General features: G+C 43.7%; 7 protein-coding genes. 4 read left to right on the forward strand and 3 right to left on the reverse strand.

From position 1 onward, the window contains the following. Both ABFQ95_01620 and traD read left to right on the forward strand, forming a co-directional pair. On the forward strand, window positions 1-3,045 hold the full coding sequence (locus tag ABFQ95_01620) for a conjugal transfer protein TraG N-terminal domain-containing protein (GenBank protein MEN8236238.1): 3,045 nt from the start codon (window positions 1-3) through the stop codon (window positions 3,043-3,045). Between the two features lie 42 nt (window positions 3,046-3,087). Continuing rightward, the gene (gene traD, locus ABFQ95_01625) at window positions 3,088-4,881 is read left to right on the forward strand and encodes a type IV conjugative transfer system coupling protein TraD (protein ID MEN8236239.1); all 1,794 of its coding nucleotides are present in this window, start codon (window positions 3,088-3,090) and stop codon (window positions 4,879-4,881) included. A gap of 29 nt (window positions 4,882-4,910) precedes the next feature. Here the strand turns inward: traD and ABFQ95_01630 are convergent, their stop codons facing one another. Continuing rightward, window positions 4,911-5,228, reverse strand: a complete 318-nt coding sequence (locus tag ABFQ95_01630; GenBank protein ID MEN8236240.1) for a HigA family addiction module antitoxin — start codon at window positions 5,226-5,228, stop codon at window positions 4,911-4,913. Window positions 5,229-5,272: 44 nt separating this feature from the next. Further along, window positions 5,273-5,554, reverse strand: a complete 282-nt coding sequence (locus ABFQ95_01635) for a type II toxin-antitoxin system RelE/ParE family toxin (protein MEN8236241.1) — start codon at window positions 5,552-5,554, stop codon at window positions 5,273-5,275. Window positions 5,555-5,885: 331 nt separating this feature from the next. Here ABFQ95_01635 and ABFQ95_01640 point away from each other — a divergent pair, with 331 nt between their 5' ends. After that, entirely contained in the window at window positions 5,886-7,982 is a 2,097-nt protein-coding gene (locus ABFQ95_01640; GenBank protein ID MEN8236242.1) for a patatin-like phospholipase family protein, read from the forward strand. A gap of 99 nt (window positions 7,983-8,081) precedes the next feature. Beyond that, window positions 8,082-13,760: a hypothetical protein gene (locus tag ABFQ95_01645; GenBank protein ID MEN8236243.1), complete on the forward strand. Its 5,679-nt coding sequence runs from the start codon at window positions 8,082-8,084 to the stop codon at window positions 13,758-13,760. 316 nt (window positions 13,761-14,076) lie between these two features. Here ABFQ95_01645 and ABFQ95_01650 read toward each other — a convergent pair. Further along, window positions 14,077-16,325: toprim domain-containing protein (locus tag ABFQ95_01650; GenBank protein MEN8236244.1), on the reverse strand; the 2,249-nt coding region annotated here is incomplete at its 5' end.

The following is a 16,325-nucleotide window of genomic DNA, read 5'->3' on the forward strand; positions in this document are numbered from 1 at the left end:
ATGCAATACACGATAATCAGCTATGGCGCCGGAGAAATGTTGGAGATTGTTTTCAACGCCATTACCACTTTGATCAACAGCAAAAGCGGTAGCCTTTACACGCCGCTTGTGCGGATAGGCTTGATGATCGGGTTGGTGTGGGCGACAATGTCGTTGATTTTGGGCAATTCAGCTAAGTTTTTCACTCAGTGGATGATTCCGTTTTTTTTGCTGCTTACCTTGTTTTTTGCTCCAACTTGCAAGCTGCATATTAAAGATCCCACCACTGGTTTGCCTCCTTATACAGTCGACCATGTGCCCTGGGGCTTAGGGGCCTTTGCTGGCACCATTAGTCAAATCAGTAATACGGTGACCCAGAAGTTGGAATCGGTGTTTTCCCTGCCCAATGACCTGAAATATCACAAGACTGGCGCGGTATTAGCCTCTAACTTAATTGCTGAATCCAGACAGTTTCAAATCACTAATGTGGATTTGCAAGAAACCATGCGTGAGTTTATCAACCAATGTGTGGTTTATGATGCCTTACTGGGCAATAAGTACACCATGCATGATTTACAAAATTCAGATGATATTTGGGGATTGGTAACGGCAAACCCCTCACCAGCCCGCTCGTTTTTATTTAAGGAGCCAGGAGTTGGAGGAGTGGCTGCAATTTGTACTTGCAAAGAAGGAGTGGCTCGATTGCGCAAATATCTAAAAGTAGAAACCCAGTCAGCGTTTCAGATATTTGGCAACAAGATTTTTGGGGTTGAGCAACATAAAAGCAAAGGCAAAGGTCTGCTCAATCCTTCCAGGCAGCTGCAACAATATCTGCCGGTTTCCTACAACTACATGACCGGTATGGCCAAGAGTGCCGATGCAGTGATGCGGCAGCAAATGATGATTCACTCAGTGATTGACGGTATTGAGAGTAAATCAACGGCGCTTGGCAATGCGGCAAACTTTGCGGTTAAGCGTGCTTATTTGCAGCAACGGGCCAATCAAGAGACTTTAGCAGGTGTTGCCGCTAAAAAGCTGATTGCCATGAAGAATGTAATGGAGGCACTTATTTATGTGGCTTTTATCTTGGTACTACCATTGTCCATGTTACCCATGGGCTGGAAATTTGTCGGACGTTGGCTGTGTTTATTGCTGTGGGTGCAGATGTGGCCGCCTTTGTATGCGGCATTGAACTTCATTATGAATGTCGCCATCCAGTCGAAAGGCATCGGTGCGATTACCACCGGAAATGGGTCAGGGATTACCATTGCCAATTCTGTTGGCTTTGCCAACCTACATGCGGACATGGCAGCACAAGCTGGCTTTATGAGTCTTTCTGTTGGTGCGTTAGCTTATGCATTAGTTCGAGGTGGGGCTGCAAGTTTTGTGCATTTAGCTGGGCATTTAGGGGCGCCAGCAACGGCTGCTGCGGCCCGGGCTTCAGAGGATTTGCTTTCTGGCAATTACAGCTTTGGTAATGTATCGCATGGTGTAATGCAAGCCAACAATCAGACCTTTGGTCAGCAGATGTTATCTCCTAGCTATAACTCTGGGGCCTTTATGCAAACTGATGGGGTTGTTAGCAGATCCACCAGCGCTGAAGGCGGGCATGTGGTAACGATTGCCAATTCCGGGCTGCGCAGTGCTGTGAACTATTCAAAATCCCTGAGTGATAGTTTGACAACTCAGGCAACCCATGCCACGCAGTTGGGAGAGAGTCAATTACGAGCTTCAACAAAGGCTAAAGCTCAGGCCTATCGAACCGCCTATGATCTAAGTAAGTATCAAGGCAAGATGCAATCTTCAGGCGATTCGCATAGCCAAGCGCAATCTGGCACCAAAGCTCATTCCTATAATACGATCAGCAATGCCGTCAATAAACTTGTCACAGATCATGGAATTTCTAAAGAAAAATCCATGGATTTGCTGTTTAACGCCTCTGCTTCTGTTGGCGCCAGTCTTGGCTTTGAGGTTTTTGGCACTGGCAGTAAGGCCCAAGCTTCTGTTGGCGTTAGTGGCAATAGAGGCTACAGATCAGGCGATCGTAAATTATATTCAGAAGCTTTAGAGATGGCTAAACAGGCAAATTTCCAAAAAGCCCTGAGTGATACAGTAAACTATGCCAAAGATAATAAATATGCTGATTTATCCGACCAGGGCATGAAATATGTCAAATCCACCAATGCTGCTTTGGATAAGTCTAAACAGTTGCGTGAAGAATCGAGTCTCAACTTGCAAAAATCTGAGTCCTACTCGAAAATGGCCGCACGCGTTAAACAGCATTCAGGCAGTATTAACTCTAACTTGAATCAAGAATATTTCAACTGGCTGCAACGGCAATCCCTGGCAAATTCAACAGGTCCCATGGGTGTGCACGAGGCTGAAACGATCTTGCACTCCAGGCCAGATGTTGACCACAGTTATCAAACCAGATTTTTGGATGAAAAAATGCAGCAGATGCAATCTGCCATTGCCAAAGGAGGTAATTTCGTGAATTCCGAGCAACAGGTTGAAGAGCTGTTTAAGCAAAAAAGTCAGTGCATCCAGCAATTGGACCAAGAGGTTAGCCAAGGGGTGGAACAAGGGGTGGAACAAGGGTCAAATAAACCTTACGCCGACAAAGTCAAAGCAAAAGCAAGCAGCCAAGGATTTGGGGGTGATTTTAAAGTCTCAACAGCAACAAAAGAACTGGTAGACACAAAGGTCAGTGCGATTGAGTCTGAAGTTGCACAATATGCAGGTAATTTAACTGCAACTCAGCAAGCAGAGCGGCAAAAATTTGACCAAAAAAGGGATAGTACAGATTTCACGCTTGGATTTGCTGCGTCAGAGCCAATGAAGACTCCATCGATCTTGGAGTCTACCAATAATATAGGTCATGCAGCGTTGCCTTCAAGCCCTCAGGTAGAGCTGCAAAGTAATAACGAAGATTTCCTAAAACTAAAATCAGCAACAAACAGCACTATGAAAAATGAAATATCGCAAGTGCATGATAAAATAGACGCCATCCAGGACCAGATGCTGCACGAGAAAAAATCAACAAAAATGAAACAACGGGGAAAATAGTAAAAAACATTAAAAGGATCATCAAAGTAAGGGCATAATTAAATGGCAGCAACAAGTAACTTCACCCGAGGCGGTCAGATCTCAATGCATCGTTTGCGGATGTTTCAGCAGATCTCGATGACAGCGCTGATGATAGCCTTAGTGGTTGGGTTGACTTTCTTCTGCGCTAAAAGCGCAGTGAGCATTAACAGTTACGACTGGTATTTGTTAAAAGAATACCTGTGGGCAGATTTAACTGTTTCTATGAGTCCCCGTAATAGAGGCAGAGTTATCCAAGATTTTGAATATGCAAATGGCTACAGAGTTAAGGCACGCTCCCTGGATATCGTCAACAACCCGCATATTAAAAAACGTGTCTCCCAGGTTCAAGCCACTTTGTATCAGACGATGCTATTAAGCAGTCTTTTAAGCTTGATTGTTTTGTTGATAGCAATTGTGTACTTTGTATTCAGAGGCAGGGTGCAGTTTAAAAATAAGCTCAAGCGTGGTGGGGCCATGGTTTCTGTAAAGCAACTGGCAGCCCTCCTAAAAAGCAGTGATTCGGCGTCTTGCCTTTGTCTTGATGATCTACCCCTGGTAAAAGATAAAGAAACCTCACATTTGCTCATAATGGGCAGCACTGGCTCAGGCAAAAGTAATTGTCTATATTCGTTATTGCCACAAATTCGCAAATTAGGTCAAAAAGCTGTTGTGGTCGATCTCACCGGGGATTTAGTAGCACGCTATTATCGAAAAGATCAAGACTTGATTCTCAATCCCTTTGATGAGCGATCTCTAGCCTGGCACCCTTGGGCAGAATGTAAAATAGCATCAGATTACGATAGTATGGCCGATGCCTTTATTGGCAGTAATCCCAATGCCTATGATCCATTTTGGGAGATGGCAAGCAAGACAGTGTTTGCCTCTGCCTTAAAGTGTTTGGCCAATAAACCATCAACCTCAGGGCTTTTTGAGAAATTAGCCACAGTTCCGCTTGTAGAACTTGCATCATTCTTAGAAGGGACCAAGGCCGCTGCCTTAACCGACTCCAAGGGAGAAAAAACCACTCTATCAATTCGTGCCTCTCTGGTGGCACGAGTTAGCGTACTTGAATATTTAAAAGACACGCAAGAGTCGTTTTCAATCAAACAGTGGATTCAAAAAGAACAAAATGATCAATGGTTGTTTTTAACCGCTATGCCGCCACAACGAGAATCCCTAAGACCGCTGCTGTCAACCTGGATGGATACAGCAATTCAAGGCTTAATGGCCATGCCGCCCGATTACCAGCGCAGGGTTTGGTTTGTAATCGATGAGTTGCCGGCCTTGCAAAAACTACCCTCTCTCGGCAAAGCTCTAGCAGAACTGCGCAAATACGGTGGCTGCATCCTGGCTGGCATCCAAGATATTCCGCAAATTAAAGACATTTACGGTAATAACGGGGCGCAAACCATTTTGAACCAGTGCAATACCAAGGTATTTTTTCGTTCAACTGACCCTGAGACTTGTCGGTATATCTCCCAAGCCCTGGGGGAAAGAGAACAAATTGAAACTTCTGAAAATCTTTCCTATGGCGCTAACACCACCCGAGATGGGGTATCTCTTAGTGAAACAAAACGGGTTGAATCTATTGTCCTGCCAACTGAGGTATCGCAATTGCAAGATTTGCAGTGTTATATCAAATTGCCGGGAGATCTGCCGATCACCCAACTACAGATGACGTTTAAAAAAGCAGAGAAGGAAGCAGAAGAGGAAGCAGGGAAGAAAGTAGAGGAGGAGGAGAAGAAAGTAGAGGAGAAAGCAGACAAAAAAACAGAGCAGGAAGAAGGTCTCAAGGAAGAAAAAACAAGGAATTAAGCAGCGATTAGACTGTCGGGCCTTGATGATCAATGCCGGGTAGGCGTGTCGTTTGGATCATAAGCCTCTATAAGCTCAAGTTCACAATCATACTCTTGCAGTACTTGCTGCATATCGTATTTGGATTGCAAATTGAGCCAAAACTGTGGCGTATTACCAAAGAATTTTGCCAGACGAAGCGCAGTGTTTACAGATATCGACCGCTTTTCATTCACAATATCGTTAATCCGGATAGGTGGCACCCGCAAACTCTTGGCCAATGCATAAGCAGTCAAACCCATTGGCACAAGAAATTCTTCCCTTAAAATCTCACCGGGGTGTATCTTCCATGGTTGTCTTTCAATCATTTTCTTTCCTCCATTATAAGTGATAATCATTAAGTGATAATCATTCAATGATAATCCACAATTTCTACTTCAAACGCATCCTGGCCTTGCCAGACAAAACAAATACGCCATTGCTTATTGATGCGTATACTCCACTGGCCTTTTCTATTACCACATAAAGGCTCGAGATTATTAGCAGGCGGACATCTAAGATCGCCAACTTCACAAGCGCTATCGATCATTAACAATTTTCTAAGCGCCACTCCTAAAATTGTATTGGGAACCCTTCTGGAACGCCCAGATTCCCATAACTTTTCTGTTTCTCGGCACTTAAAGCTCTTGATCATGGTTTTATAGTAACGTGTTTCGTTAATAATGTCAAGCGTTAATTACGTAGTCTGAAGTTTCATGCGAAGCTTTTCAGGATTTTTCTTTCGTTATGCACAACTCTCGATGCATATGAATTTTTATCTGTGATGGTAAAATTATGAGATACCTCAGTTATTATTTTTTCTATCGATTTTTCAATGAACTCTTCATGAAAGCTTAAACAAGCACTTTAACAGTGTGTTATTGATTCTACTCTGCATCTGGCTTGCATATTGATCTTTACAAGTTTATGATCCCCTTCGTTAGGAGCCATTGAGGCTCAAAAATCAACAAAGAAGAGGATAAATCATGATCTCAACCAACAAACGATTTTTTAACACAATTTTTTTCTTGGCAACGATCTGTTTTGTTTTCTTGGGAAATGCTGGTCATGGATCAATGCAGCAAGAAGATTTAGGCACCCAGCCCCCAGGTATCCGGACAACGCAAACTAATGTACAAGCACTTTTGGCACCAAGCGCGAGAGGTTTTTCGGTGCCACAAGGGGATGTCATCCAGCACCTACAAAGTTTTGCTTTAGACCCATCACTTGCCCAGGAACTCTGGCAAACCAGCCAAATTGCTTTTACCAGTCAATCAGCGCTTGATCCCTTTCGTTTGGCCAGTAATGAACCTTTCTTTATAGCCCGGGGTATTTGGCAAGCGCGTCAGCAGGAAAGCCTGCAACCAGAAGGTTCCCCTCTTTCCTGGCGCATGTTGCTGTCTTGTACTTTGAGCAACCATCTGAAGCTCTCCAAGCTGACCATCGATGCCAAGAACTGGCAACGTTTGAGTATCCTGGCCCAAAGCAATCCCTATTTTTGTGAGCTGAATTGCTTTCAAGTTGCAATTGACCAAGATGCCTTGTCTGCTATTGCGCAAATTGGCCAGCTGCAAGAACTTGTGCTTGAAGAAGCTGGAGTTACGAATGCGATGTTATCGGTTCTTGTCTCGCATCCTTCTTTAAGCAAACTCTTGCTTTGGAAAAACAAGATTAGTTACACCGGTGTGAAAGATCTTGCACAAAACCATAATTTAAAGGAGCTGGGACTTTACAAAAATCCCATAGGAGATGAGGCAGCACAACTCCTGGCCCAACATCCCGCCCTTGAGATTTTAGACCTACGTGAATGTGGCATTGGTGATCCAGGAGCCATAGCTTTAAGCAACAACAAAATTCTCAAATCCCTACGCCTGCGTTATAACAACATTACCGATCAGGGTGCCCAAGCCTTTGTTGCCAACCATCACCTGACACATCTCGAGGTATCCCGCAATCACGTTTCTGAAGAGCTGGTGTATAACTTAGAGAACTTAATGCCCAGTAATGGTTACCTGCAACTTTACAATGGATTGGGCAGCAAACACGCCCGGACCCTTGGAAAGTTTCCGCAAAAAGATCGCATCCGTATTTTATCAATTGACGGGGGTGGCATTCGCGGTCTATTGCCGGCTCTTGTTTTAAAACATATTGCAGATCAGCTAAATAGTAGATTCTATCAACCCTCAAAGCCGGGATTTCATTTCGCGCAGCACCTAGACATGATGGCTGGCACCTCCACCGGGGGACTAATTAGTTTAGCTCTTGCAGCCCCTGGAGAAAGGGGGCAACCAAAATTTATTCCAGATACGCTTGTTGATCTGTACCAAAATAGAGGTTCAGACATCTTTCCAGCCACCTGGTCGTTAATTCGGCGCTTGGCAAAATCACAATATGACCCCAGCACCTTGGAAAAAGAATTGCAGGCGTATTTTGCTGATCTCAAACTGAGTTCTTGCCTGTGTCATACCTTGATCACAGCTTTTGATTTGGAGCGTAATGTACCGCACTTGTTTGATAGCAAACAAGCCTGTAGAGACGAAAGGCAGAACTTTGCAATTTGCGGGGCAGCTCGAGCCACTTCTGCGGCACCGACTTATTTTCCTGCGGCTCGCATTCAAAACCAGTTAGGGGAAGATTATACCTTAGTTGATGGCGGTATTTATGCTAACAATCCCACCTTACTAGCTCTCAAACTTGCCAAACAACTTTATCCACAAGCAAAACAATATCAGGTAATTTCTTTAGGCACAGGGGCTTGTATAAATAGAGGTGCATACAGCAACCTTAGTGATGCGGGGTTAATTGGTTGGGGCACGAACATTGCCGGGACTTTGATGAGCAATATGTTGCATTATACCGAAACCTTGCTTGAGCAGGAAATCAAAGCTGATCCGCGCATTTGCTACACTCGTATCCAGCCGCAGCTCACAGAGTCAGAAACAGCTATGGATAACGTAAAATCGAGCAACATTAAAAATCTGACCCTTGCAGCTGAGGCCACCATTGCCAAGCATCAATCAGAGTTGGCGGCTATTATTGCTGACTTTGCGCAAGATTATGAAAGGAGCGTGCAGTACGGTTAACGCAGGCGTGTACTAACCCGGTAATTTAGAAGCTAGGGCAAAATCCGCTGACCACACATGACGGATAGAGGCCACGTTATCAAACAAAGGAAACAGTCTATGAATATTTTAAAGCGTATTTTTAATCAATCATTTTGTTGTTGGCTAGTTCTGATCAGCTTTTCCTGGTCGCAGATTGCTGTTTATGCAACCAGCATAATGCCGCAAGATCCACGTAAACGAACTGCTGTGATTTTTGCTCAGCAAGACAATGGTACAGATGAATTGTTGGGACGGATGCTGCATCCATTGGATCGTCAAAGCTTGTCTCGAGCTTCTCAAGTCAGTTGGCGCTGGCACGATATTGTGGAAGATGTGCGCAAAGATCAGCTGTGTGATGGCAAACGCCAACTGTATTCACTCATCTTAGAGGTCACAGACGCTCAAGCCAATGAAGTACAACGGGCTAGGGAGCAATTAAGCCAGTTTCTACAACACAAAAATACCGGACAAAATCCCGACAAAGCTTTCGTTAAGCGTCTACAAAAGATTCTCACAATGCTGCGTCAGCCTGAAGATTTGATCATAAACTTAAGAAACCAACGTGAAAGCCTTATTGCCAATTCATCTTCACAGCACTCAGCTTTGGCACGTCTAAGGCAGGTAATAGAGACGCTTGATGCTTTAATCAGTGAAAAAACCGATCTTGCTGATGTATTAGAGGGTGTCTCACAGCATTATCATGGATATCTCCAAGCATTTGATACCCCAGGTCTTGCTTGTGATCAGCATATCAAGTCAAAAGCTATTTTAACCGGAGAGCATTTTTTAAACACGCTTTCTCCAAGAGATCAGCCTGCTAATAGCTCTCTGTTTGGTGTGCCCATTCGGTCTTATCGCATCTCACAATCAATGGCCTTGAATCTGTTGTCCCAAGATCAACATGGTTTATGCATCAAGAAAAACCAAGAAGGTAGTCATCCGGTGAGCTTTTTCCCCAGCAGCCAACAAGAAAATTTAGGAGTGCATTTTAAAGCCAATATGGGCACCTCTGATTTACCTGTGGGGCAAGAATCAGCCATCTATTGGTTTTCTAAGGTTTTGTTTGGCAGGGGTATGGCGCCTTCAGCATTGGTAACTCTAAATAACGTCAATATTCTCTCTCCTGCCAAAGGTTCACCGCTGCATAGCCAATACATCATGGCTCGAAGCAATGGGCAAACCTCGTCTCAGTTTTTTGCTGAGCACTTTGGCGCAGAACAATACTTCACCGAACCAGATCCCACCCATGTGCTGCAAGCCAGTTATCATATCGCAGGACCTGGATTGCATGATTTTATCGATGCAGCAGATAAAAATCTAACTCTGTATCAGCAACTGGATGCGCGTAATTTCAGTGAGCAATTCTTGATCAGTCTATTGACCAATCCAGAAGATGGTAAACCAGATAACTTTAGAGTGCAAAAAGATTCCAAAGGTCGTCAGCACATTACAGGCATTGATAATGACATGGCCCTCATTGCTCCTGTGGTTTCCTGTGCAAAATATCAAGGAGCCACAAAATTAGCTTGGCATAAAATTGGAGTTAAAAACATACTCTACTGTCTACCAGCGATGAACACTGTGGTTGCCCCTGAAGTTATTGCCAGACTGAAAACTCTGCATCCAGAGCAATTCGTTCTGCAATGGCTGCAACAGCTCTTGCACGACCACCAAGGATATCACAATCTCACCCAACAGGGGTATACCAATAGTCAAGGTGAATTTGGGGCAAACGTCCAACCCTACCTCATTCAAGATCTATACCAACATAGCCTTAAACTGCCAGTAAAGATTCCACCTCAGATTGTCCAACAATTAAGCCAAACTTTACGCAAAGTCCAATTATCACTGGAAGATAACCGGGCCCTCACCCATTGGCAGCTTTTTTATAAAGTTCAATCCCTGGCAGCCAGGTTCTATCGAGCCATGATTAATTCACACCAAGATGAATCAGTGCACGAGACCTACAAATACATTCATGCACAAAATCATCACGACGCGCGCTATGAAGAAAAGTATTTAGAAGAGGTGCTAAATCTTGAAGAACAACTTCCAGGTAAAACCACTGTTGCTGAAGCCCTAGCACAAGTGACCGCAAGGCCCAGTGAACAGGATAGTTTCATTGCTGTAAACTCTGCTTACAAACAAATCTTAAAAAACGTTAACGCACTGCAAACCTCCAGATATTATTTAACTCTGGCTGTTGACTATCTACAAAATCAGCAAGCCCTAACAATAGCCCCTAAACATGCAAGCAACAGCTCCAATGATTCAACAATCTCCTTGCACGACAGTTGGTACCGAGACGGTTTGCTCCTTCAAGCTCTGTCTTGGCATAGCCCCATAAAGGTGTTGGTTTTTTTATTAGAGCAATTACAGTTTGATGCAGGAGTGGTTGATGATCAGAAAGATTATGAAGGTTGGAACAGCTTGCGGCATGCAGTGGTCTCCCATTACCCACCAATGATCCTTGATCTCTTAAAACAACACTATCAACAACAACATCCTGGCGCGCATGCTTTATCTGCTTGGCTCAACCGGAAAGCTTTGGATCGTCGCACGGCTCTGGATATCGCCTTACAGGAAAAGAGTGATGTCTTTAACCATTTAATCCAAATCGGATGTTCGCATTGTTCTGAAACCCTAGCCTTAAAGTTTTATCAACACATTTTAGCCAAGCAAACTAGCCATTTTATCCCCGCCTTTGTCCAATTGATGCAACGCAATCAAGCCATTAGGTGGCGCATTTGTTTAGAGACTTTATTTCCGACTTTTCGAGGTAGAAAGCATCTTGGCGCAGCGGATCGAGTCATTACCACTGCAAGTTATACCCAACGTGTTCTGCCCAAAATTATTGCCCAACAGTTTTTAAAGGCAGATGGAGGGTATCTTGCCTACACCCAAAATGGTAATCATTTGGTGTGTCAGGCCAGTTTGTCCAGTCCTTTGCAAGCATTAAACAGCTCACTCAATCTCACCCATGGCGTTTATCTGAAAGTATTTCCAGAGTTGCCTGGTATAGAAGAAGCGGTGGGAATCTTAACCCGGCGTATTTTAGGATTTGGCGCTCCACATGTGGAAATGATCAAATTGCCCCAAAGCGGTACAGCAAAGATCAATACACCAATTTTGCTCTCGCATGCCATGGGGAGCAAAGAAGACACCTTAGGTAAGTTTTTAAATAGAAGGCCTGATTTTGAACAGCACCTCGATCAAGACAGCCTGTCAGGAATGATTCTGATGGCGATGCTGGCTAATCCTGAAGATGGTAAACCCGACAACTATGTTGTTGAGCCACATCCGACCAAACCAGGAAAGTATCGGGTTGTTGGAGTTGATAATGATCATGCCTTTGTACCAGCCATTGTTCGGGAAACTGCACAAAAAACGTTTTGGACCCGTCGAGTTATTCCTGTAGCCCAGGTAAAAACCATTTTGTATTGCTTTGGCCTGATGAGCAAGCCGGTTCCTACAGCAATGCGTCAGTTATTTATCAACCTACGTCCAATTGAAATTCTCACAGAATGGCTGCGAGAGCTTAAAAAAATCAATAACAATTACACTGGATTATTTGAAAAAGATAAAGATCGGCTGGCTTTGTTTGAAAACCAAGAATGTTTCTTAGGGGTTCCGTTTCAAACCGGCGCCATCAGTCATCTCTATAACAAGATGACTCAATTACGTGATATCCTAACCCAAGATCCCAGTATTACCCATATCGATGTGCTGAGTAAATTAGAGCCGCGTTTGGCTAAACGTTACCGGTTGGCTTTATTGAACAAATCTGCATCGCCTCTGGATCGTTTTAAACAAGTAGATGTTCCATTTTATCAACAGCAACAAGATGGCAGTTTTACAACTCAAACAAAAAGCGGGGATATCTTAAAATCAATGGACATTCCCTTACAAGAAAGTGTGTTTGAATCAATGCGTACTGGTAAGGGGTATGGCCCAAGTGAAGCCTTAAAAGAGCTGGAGACCATTAAGGAGCAAACAGACCAAAAAAGTCTGGAAGGTCTATTGGCTCAAATCCGAGGAGGACAGAAACTCAATATTTTTAAAACTCTAACGGTTGAATCGACCCGGGCTGAGTTTTTAAAAGCACTTAATTTTAAAAAGCTCAACCCCAGTGCTCAAGAAGCGGTGCTTGGCTATCTTCAAGGGAAAGAACTCAGAGAGGCGCATTTTAAAAACTGCTCAGTTCTAACAGATTCACATCTCCAAAGCCTGCAAAGCAACCATCTGCGCCATCTTAACCTTAAGGGATGCAATCGGATCTCAAATGCAAGCATTAAGCATTTAGCAAATGCCGCGTTAGCGCTTGAGGTCTTGAACCTCAGTCATATCGGGACTTTAAAGGAGATTGGTGATATCAGCAGGTTTTCTGATGCGGCACTTAGCTTTAATCAACTGAAAACTTTAGCCCTAAATCATTGTGTGAAACTCACGAAATTACTGATCACCGCTCCCAAACTGAAGTATCTCAATATTAGTCAGTGTGCAAGACTCAAAGATTCGATGTTAGATACCGTGATTGAGCAGAGTCCAGAATTAAAAAAACTGGATCTGAAGGGATGTTCAGGCGTATCAGAGCACGAATTTCGCAGATTATATCCGAGCCTTTTTTTACAAGGCCTCCTACCTTTATCGCAGGACGTGAGAAAAATTATTGAGGTCATAGCACAGGCCCAGGATCAATCACAAGATCAGTTGAAGCTTAATTTGTATAGAAAATTGCAAAATATAGACCCAGAGATGCTGTCATTTATTGCTAGGTTACTATCCAGTCGATTGACCAATCTTACCTCGCTTAGGCTTGGGAGTAATAATATCGGTGATACAGGGGCTAAAGCTTTAGCTTTATTGAACAATCTTACCTCGCTTGATCTTTATGGTAATAAAATCGGGGATACAGGGGCTAAAGCTTTAGCTTTATTGAACAATCTTACCTCGCTTGATCTTCGGAGTAATAAAATCGGGGATACAGGGGCTAAAGCTTTAACTTTATTGACCAATCTTACCTCGCTTAATCTTTGGAGTAATGAAATCGGTGATGAAGGGGCTAAAGCTTTAACTTTATTGACCAATCTTACCTCGCTTAATCTTTGGAGTAATGAAATCGGTTATGAAGGGGCTAAAGCTTTAACTTTATTGACCAATCTTACCTCGCTTGAACTTTGGGGTAATAAAATCGGTGATGAAGGGGCTAAAGCTTTAACTTTATTGACCAATCTTACCTCGCTTGATCTTAGGTATAATGAAATCGGTGATGCAGGGGCTAAAGCTTTAAGTTTATTGACCAATCTTACCTCGCTTGAACTTTATGGTAATGAAATCGGTGATGCAGGGGCTAAAGCTTTAGCTTTATTGACCAATCTTACCTCGCTTGATCTTCAGAGTAATAACATCGGTGATGCAGGGGCTAAAGCTTTAACTTTATTGACCAATCTTACCTTGCTTGGTCTTCAGAGTAATAACATCGGTTATGAAGGGGCTAAAGCTTTAACTTTATTGACTAATCTTACCTGGCTTTATCTTGGGTATAATGAAATCGGCGATGCAGGGGCTAAAGCTTTAACTTTATTGACCAATCTTACCTCGCTTAATATTGGGCGTAATAAAATCGGGGATGAAGGGGCTAAAGCTTTAACTTTATTGACCAATCTTACCTCGCTTGGTCTTCGGTGGAATAAAATCGGTGATCCGGTAAAAGCCCGGTTAAGGGGCGAAATCACTTGTAAAAACTTACAGTTGTAGATTTCGCCTACTGCCGTCAACTCTATCTGGCTGGATATTGATGGAGAGGGAGCGTCGGACATGTTTTAACGCCGACCTTAAAGGCAAGCCCCAGCTTCCGCAAAAGTGTCTCTGCGGGGATTAAAGGATAAAGATCATGACCAACTCTTTACCTTTCTGTAATGACACATTTTTGCCATATTGTCAAATTAATCTTTAAAATTGCGGTGACTGGGTACAGCGCAGACGGTGACGGCAAGAAACTGCTACACTTTTTTGCATTAAGCATGAGACCGCTCACACCTGCGCTGTATACGCAGAACATTAACTATCCCCGCTACCTTTCTAAAGAGAGTTCTCTTTCGACCTCATGTGCAACTTTTTCATAAACTTGTGGGTGATTGTGCTTTAACGCCTCTACATTACGTGGGTCGCTTTCCAGTTTAGCCATGACTTCTCTGCGTTGTTTGTGGCTCAGATCAAATGTATCCCAATCACCTTCTTCCCGGCTTGCAGCAATCCTTTGTTCCAACAGCTCTATAGATCTTGCAATTTCTGCAACCTTATCTCGTGCTACCCTAGCTTGTGGCGCCTCATCTTGTGATTTAATATCTGTGGTATTAGGGGACATTTGCGATGCCGTTGATGAAATTTCCGGCTGAACACCTGCTATTTTTTTCTGAAGGGTTTGAGATGATGGCAGATCAACAGCGCTGGTATATTCTGCAACCTTACTCTTACCTTCTTTCAGTAGTACATCGTTAAAATCTTGCCCTTTTTGCTCGGGCTGAATAATCTGAACCGCGAAGCCCTTTTCTTCTAAGGTTGCCGCTGCCTTTTGAATGGTTTTGGCCGTTGCAGATTCAAGTCCATCATTATCAGCACATAGGATAATTTCCCGCTCGTCTCCTTGGTAGTTGGCGATATTTCCAATACCTTGTGAGACAACGATTTTGTCTTTTACCCCTGCCTCCTTAAGCGAAAGCGCGGTTTCGACTCCTTCTGCTATCCAAACTCGCTCTTTATCTTGACTCTCCTGATTTTGGCTCTGTTGCACAACGACAAAGGAGCCAGTGCCGATTCCATACTTAAGCTTGTTTAATTTTTTCCCGTCCCTGCCTACAGCTCTTTGAGCTTGAGGATTTAGGCTTGTTACCTGGATAGAGAGTATCTCGCCATCAAAGTTGCGTCCAACAGCCGCCATACAATCATACTTGGTGGTTTGCTGCTTGCCTTTATAAACAAAAGCTGTACCCTTAGGGATAAAGCGTAGATCATCTGGCAGAGTACCTTGAATGCCTCTGGTCTCACGCAGGTAAGTTTCTGCAATGCTGCCTTGGATGGGTTTAGATTGCCGGTAAAGCCCTGCTACTGCTTCAAGCTTTGCCTGGCGCTCTTTCTCCTCTGCTATTGCCGCAGTCTCCTTTTGCGCTTCCTGTTTTTGGGTGTTTTGCAGCAATTCGGGCATAGCATTTTTATCATAACGCTCTTCGTGGTAACTCTCTTCGTGGTAACTCTCTTTGTTGTGGCTTTCTTTGTTATGACTCTCTGGTGCAATCCCATAAAACTCAGCCACATATTTCAACTGGTCTTTGAATTCAGTAATTCCTTGTTCCCGGCCAACAAGTGCAAATAGATTGCCTCCTTCTCCGGTTTCAAAATCCTGCCATTTTCCCGCACGTCGCCCCTGTAGGGTTAAAACAAAAGAACCCTTCCTGCCATAACGCACTTCCTTGGCAGAGCTGGCTGATTTATTAGGACTAATGCCCAACAGGTGCGTTGCCAACTTCTCTGCATCTCTTTGGCAAATATTCTTGACAGTATCTAAATCATAACGCGCAAAATTTGCTGCATCTGTGTAACTGGAGCGGGCATTGAAACTACTTGCTGCATTGGGAATACTACCAGAACTTTTAGCAAACCCCTTGTCGAACCCTGGATCAATCCTTGGGTCAATCCCATTGCTAACCCCTTTGCCGGCTTTTGCAAACTCCACAGAGATTTTACTCTGGGACATGGTTTGATAGGTAAGCGAGTCTCCTTTATAAGCATCATAATTCAGATGATCTTGGATTTTCTTCACGAAAGGAGTGCTATCAAGTTTAGCCTCTTGCGAGATTTGATATTTCTTCAAGATCTCACGAATTCTATGGGCCCGATCAAACGCAATAATCCGCTCCAGATGAGAACTAGAGCTTAAACGAACTCCTACACTGAAGAATGCATGCTGCATTAACCCGTGCGCGCAGGTATTGCGCTGCACCCTTGCTGCATCCAAATCTTCTCGTAGTTCATGTTGCGCCACCGATTCATTCCTGATTTCTTGCTGCTGCTTTTTGTTTAAAACTAGCTCTGCCAATTGGCGCCTTAAATCATTTCTCTGGAAATCACCGTCCTTGCAATCATCAATGCCTTCCTTGTCAAATTTCCCATCCTTAACCGTAATATCTTGGTCGGCAAATGAACGCTGCAAACTAGCATGCAACCTGGCATCAGCTGCCTGCAAACAAGAAAATTGTTGTTGCAGCAGGCTATCAGCTGGCTCAGATAAAACTTGCCGGTCTCCAGCAACAAACCACTGCTCTA

This window comes from Pseudomonadota bacterium (assembly GCA_039714795.1).
Taxonomy (GTDB): Bacteria; Pseudomonadota; Alphaproteobacteria; order JAGOMX01; family JAGOMX01; genus JBDLIP01.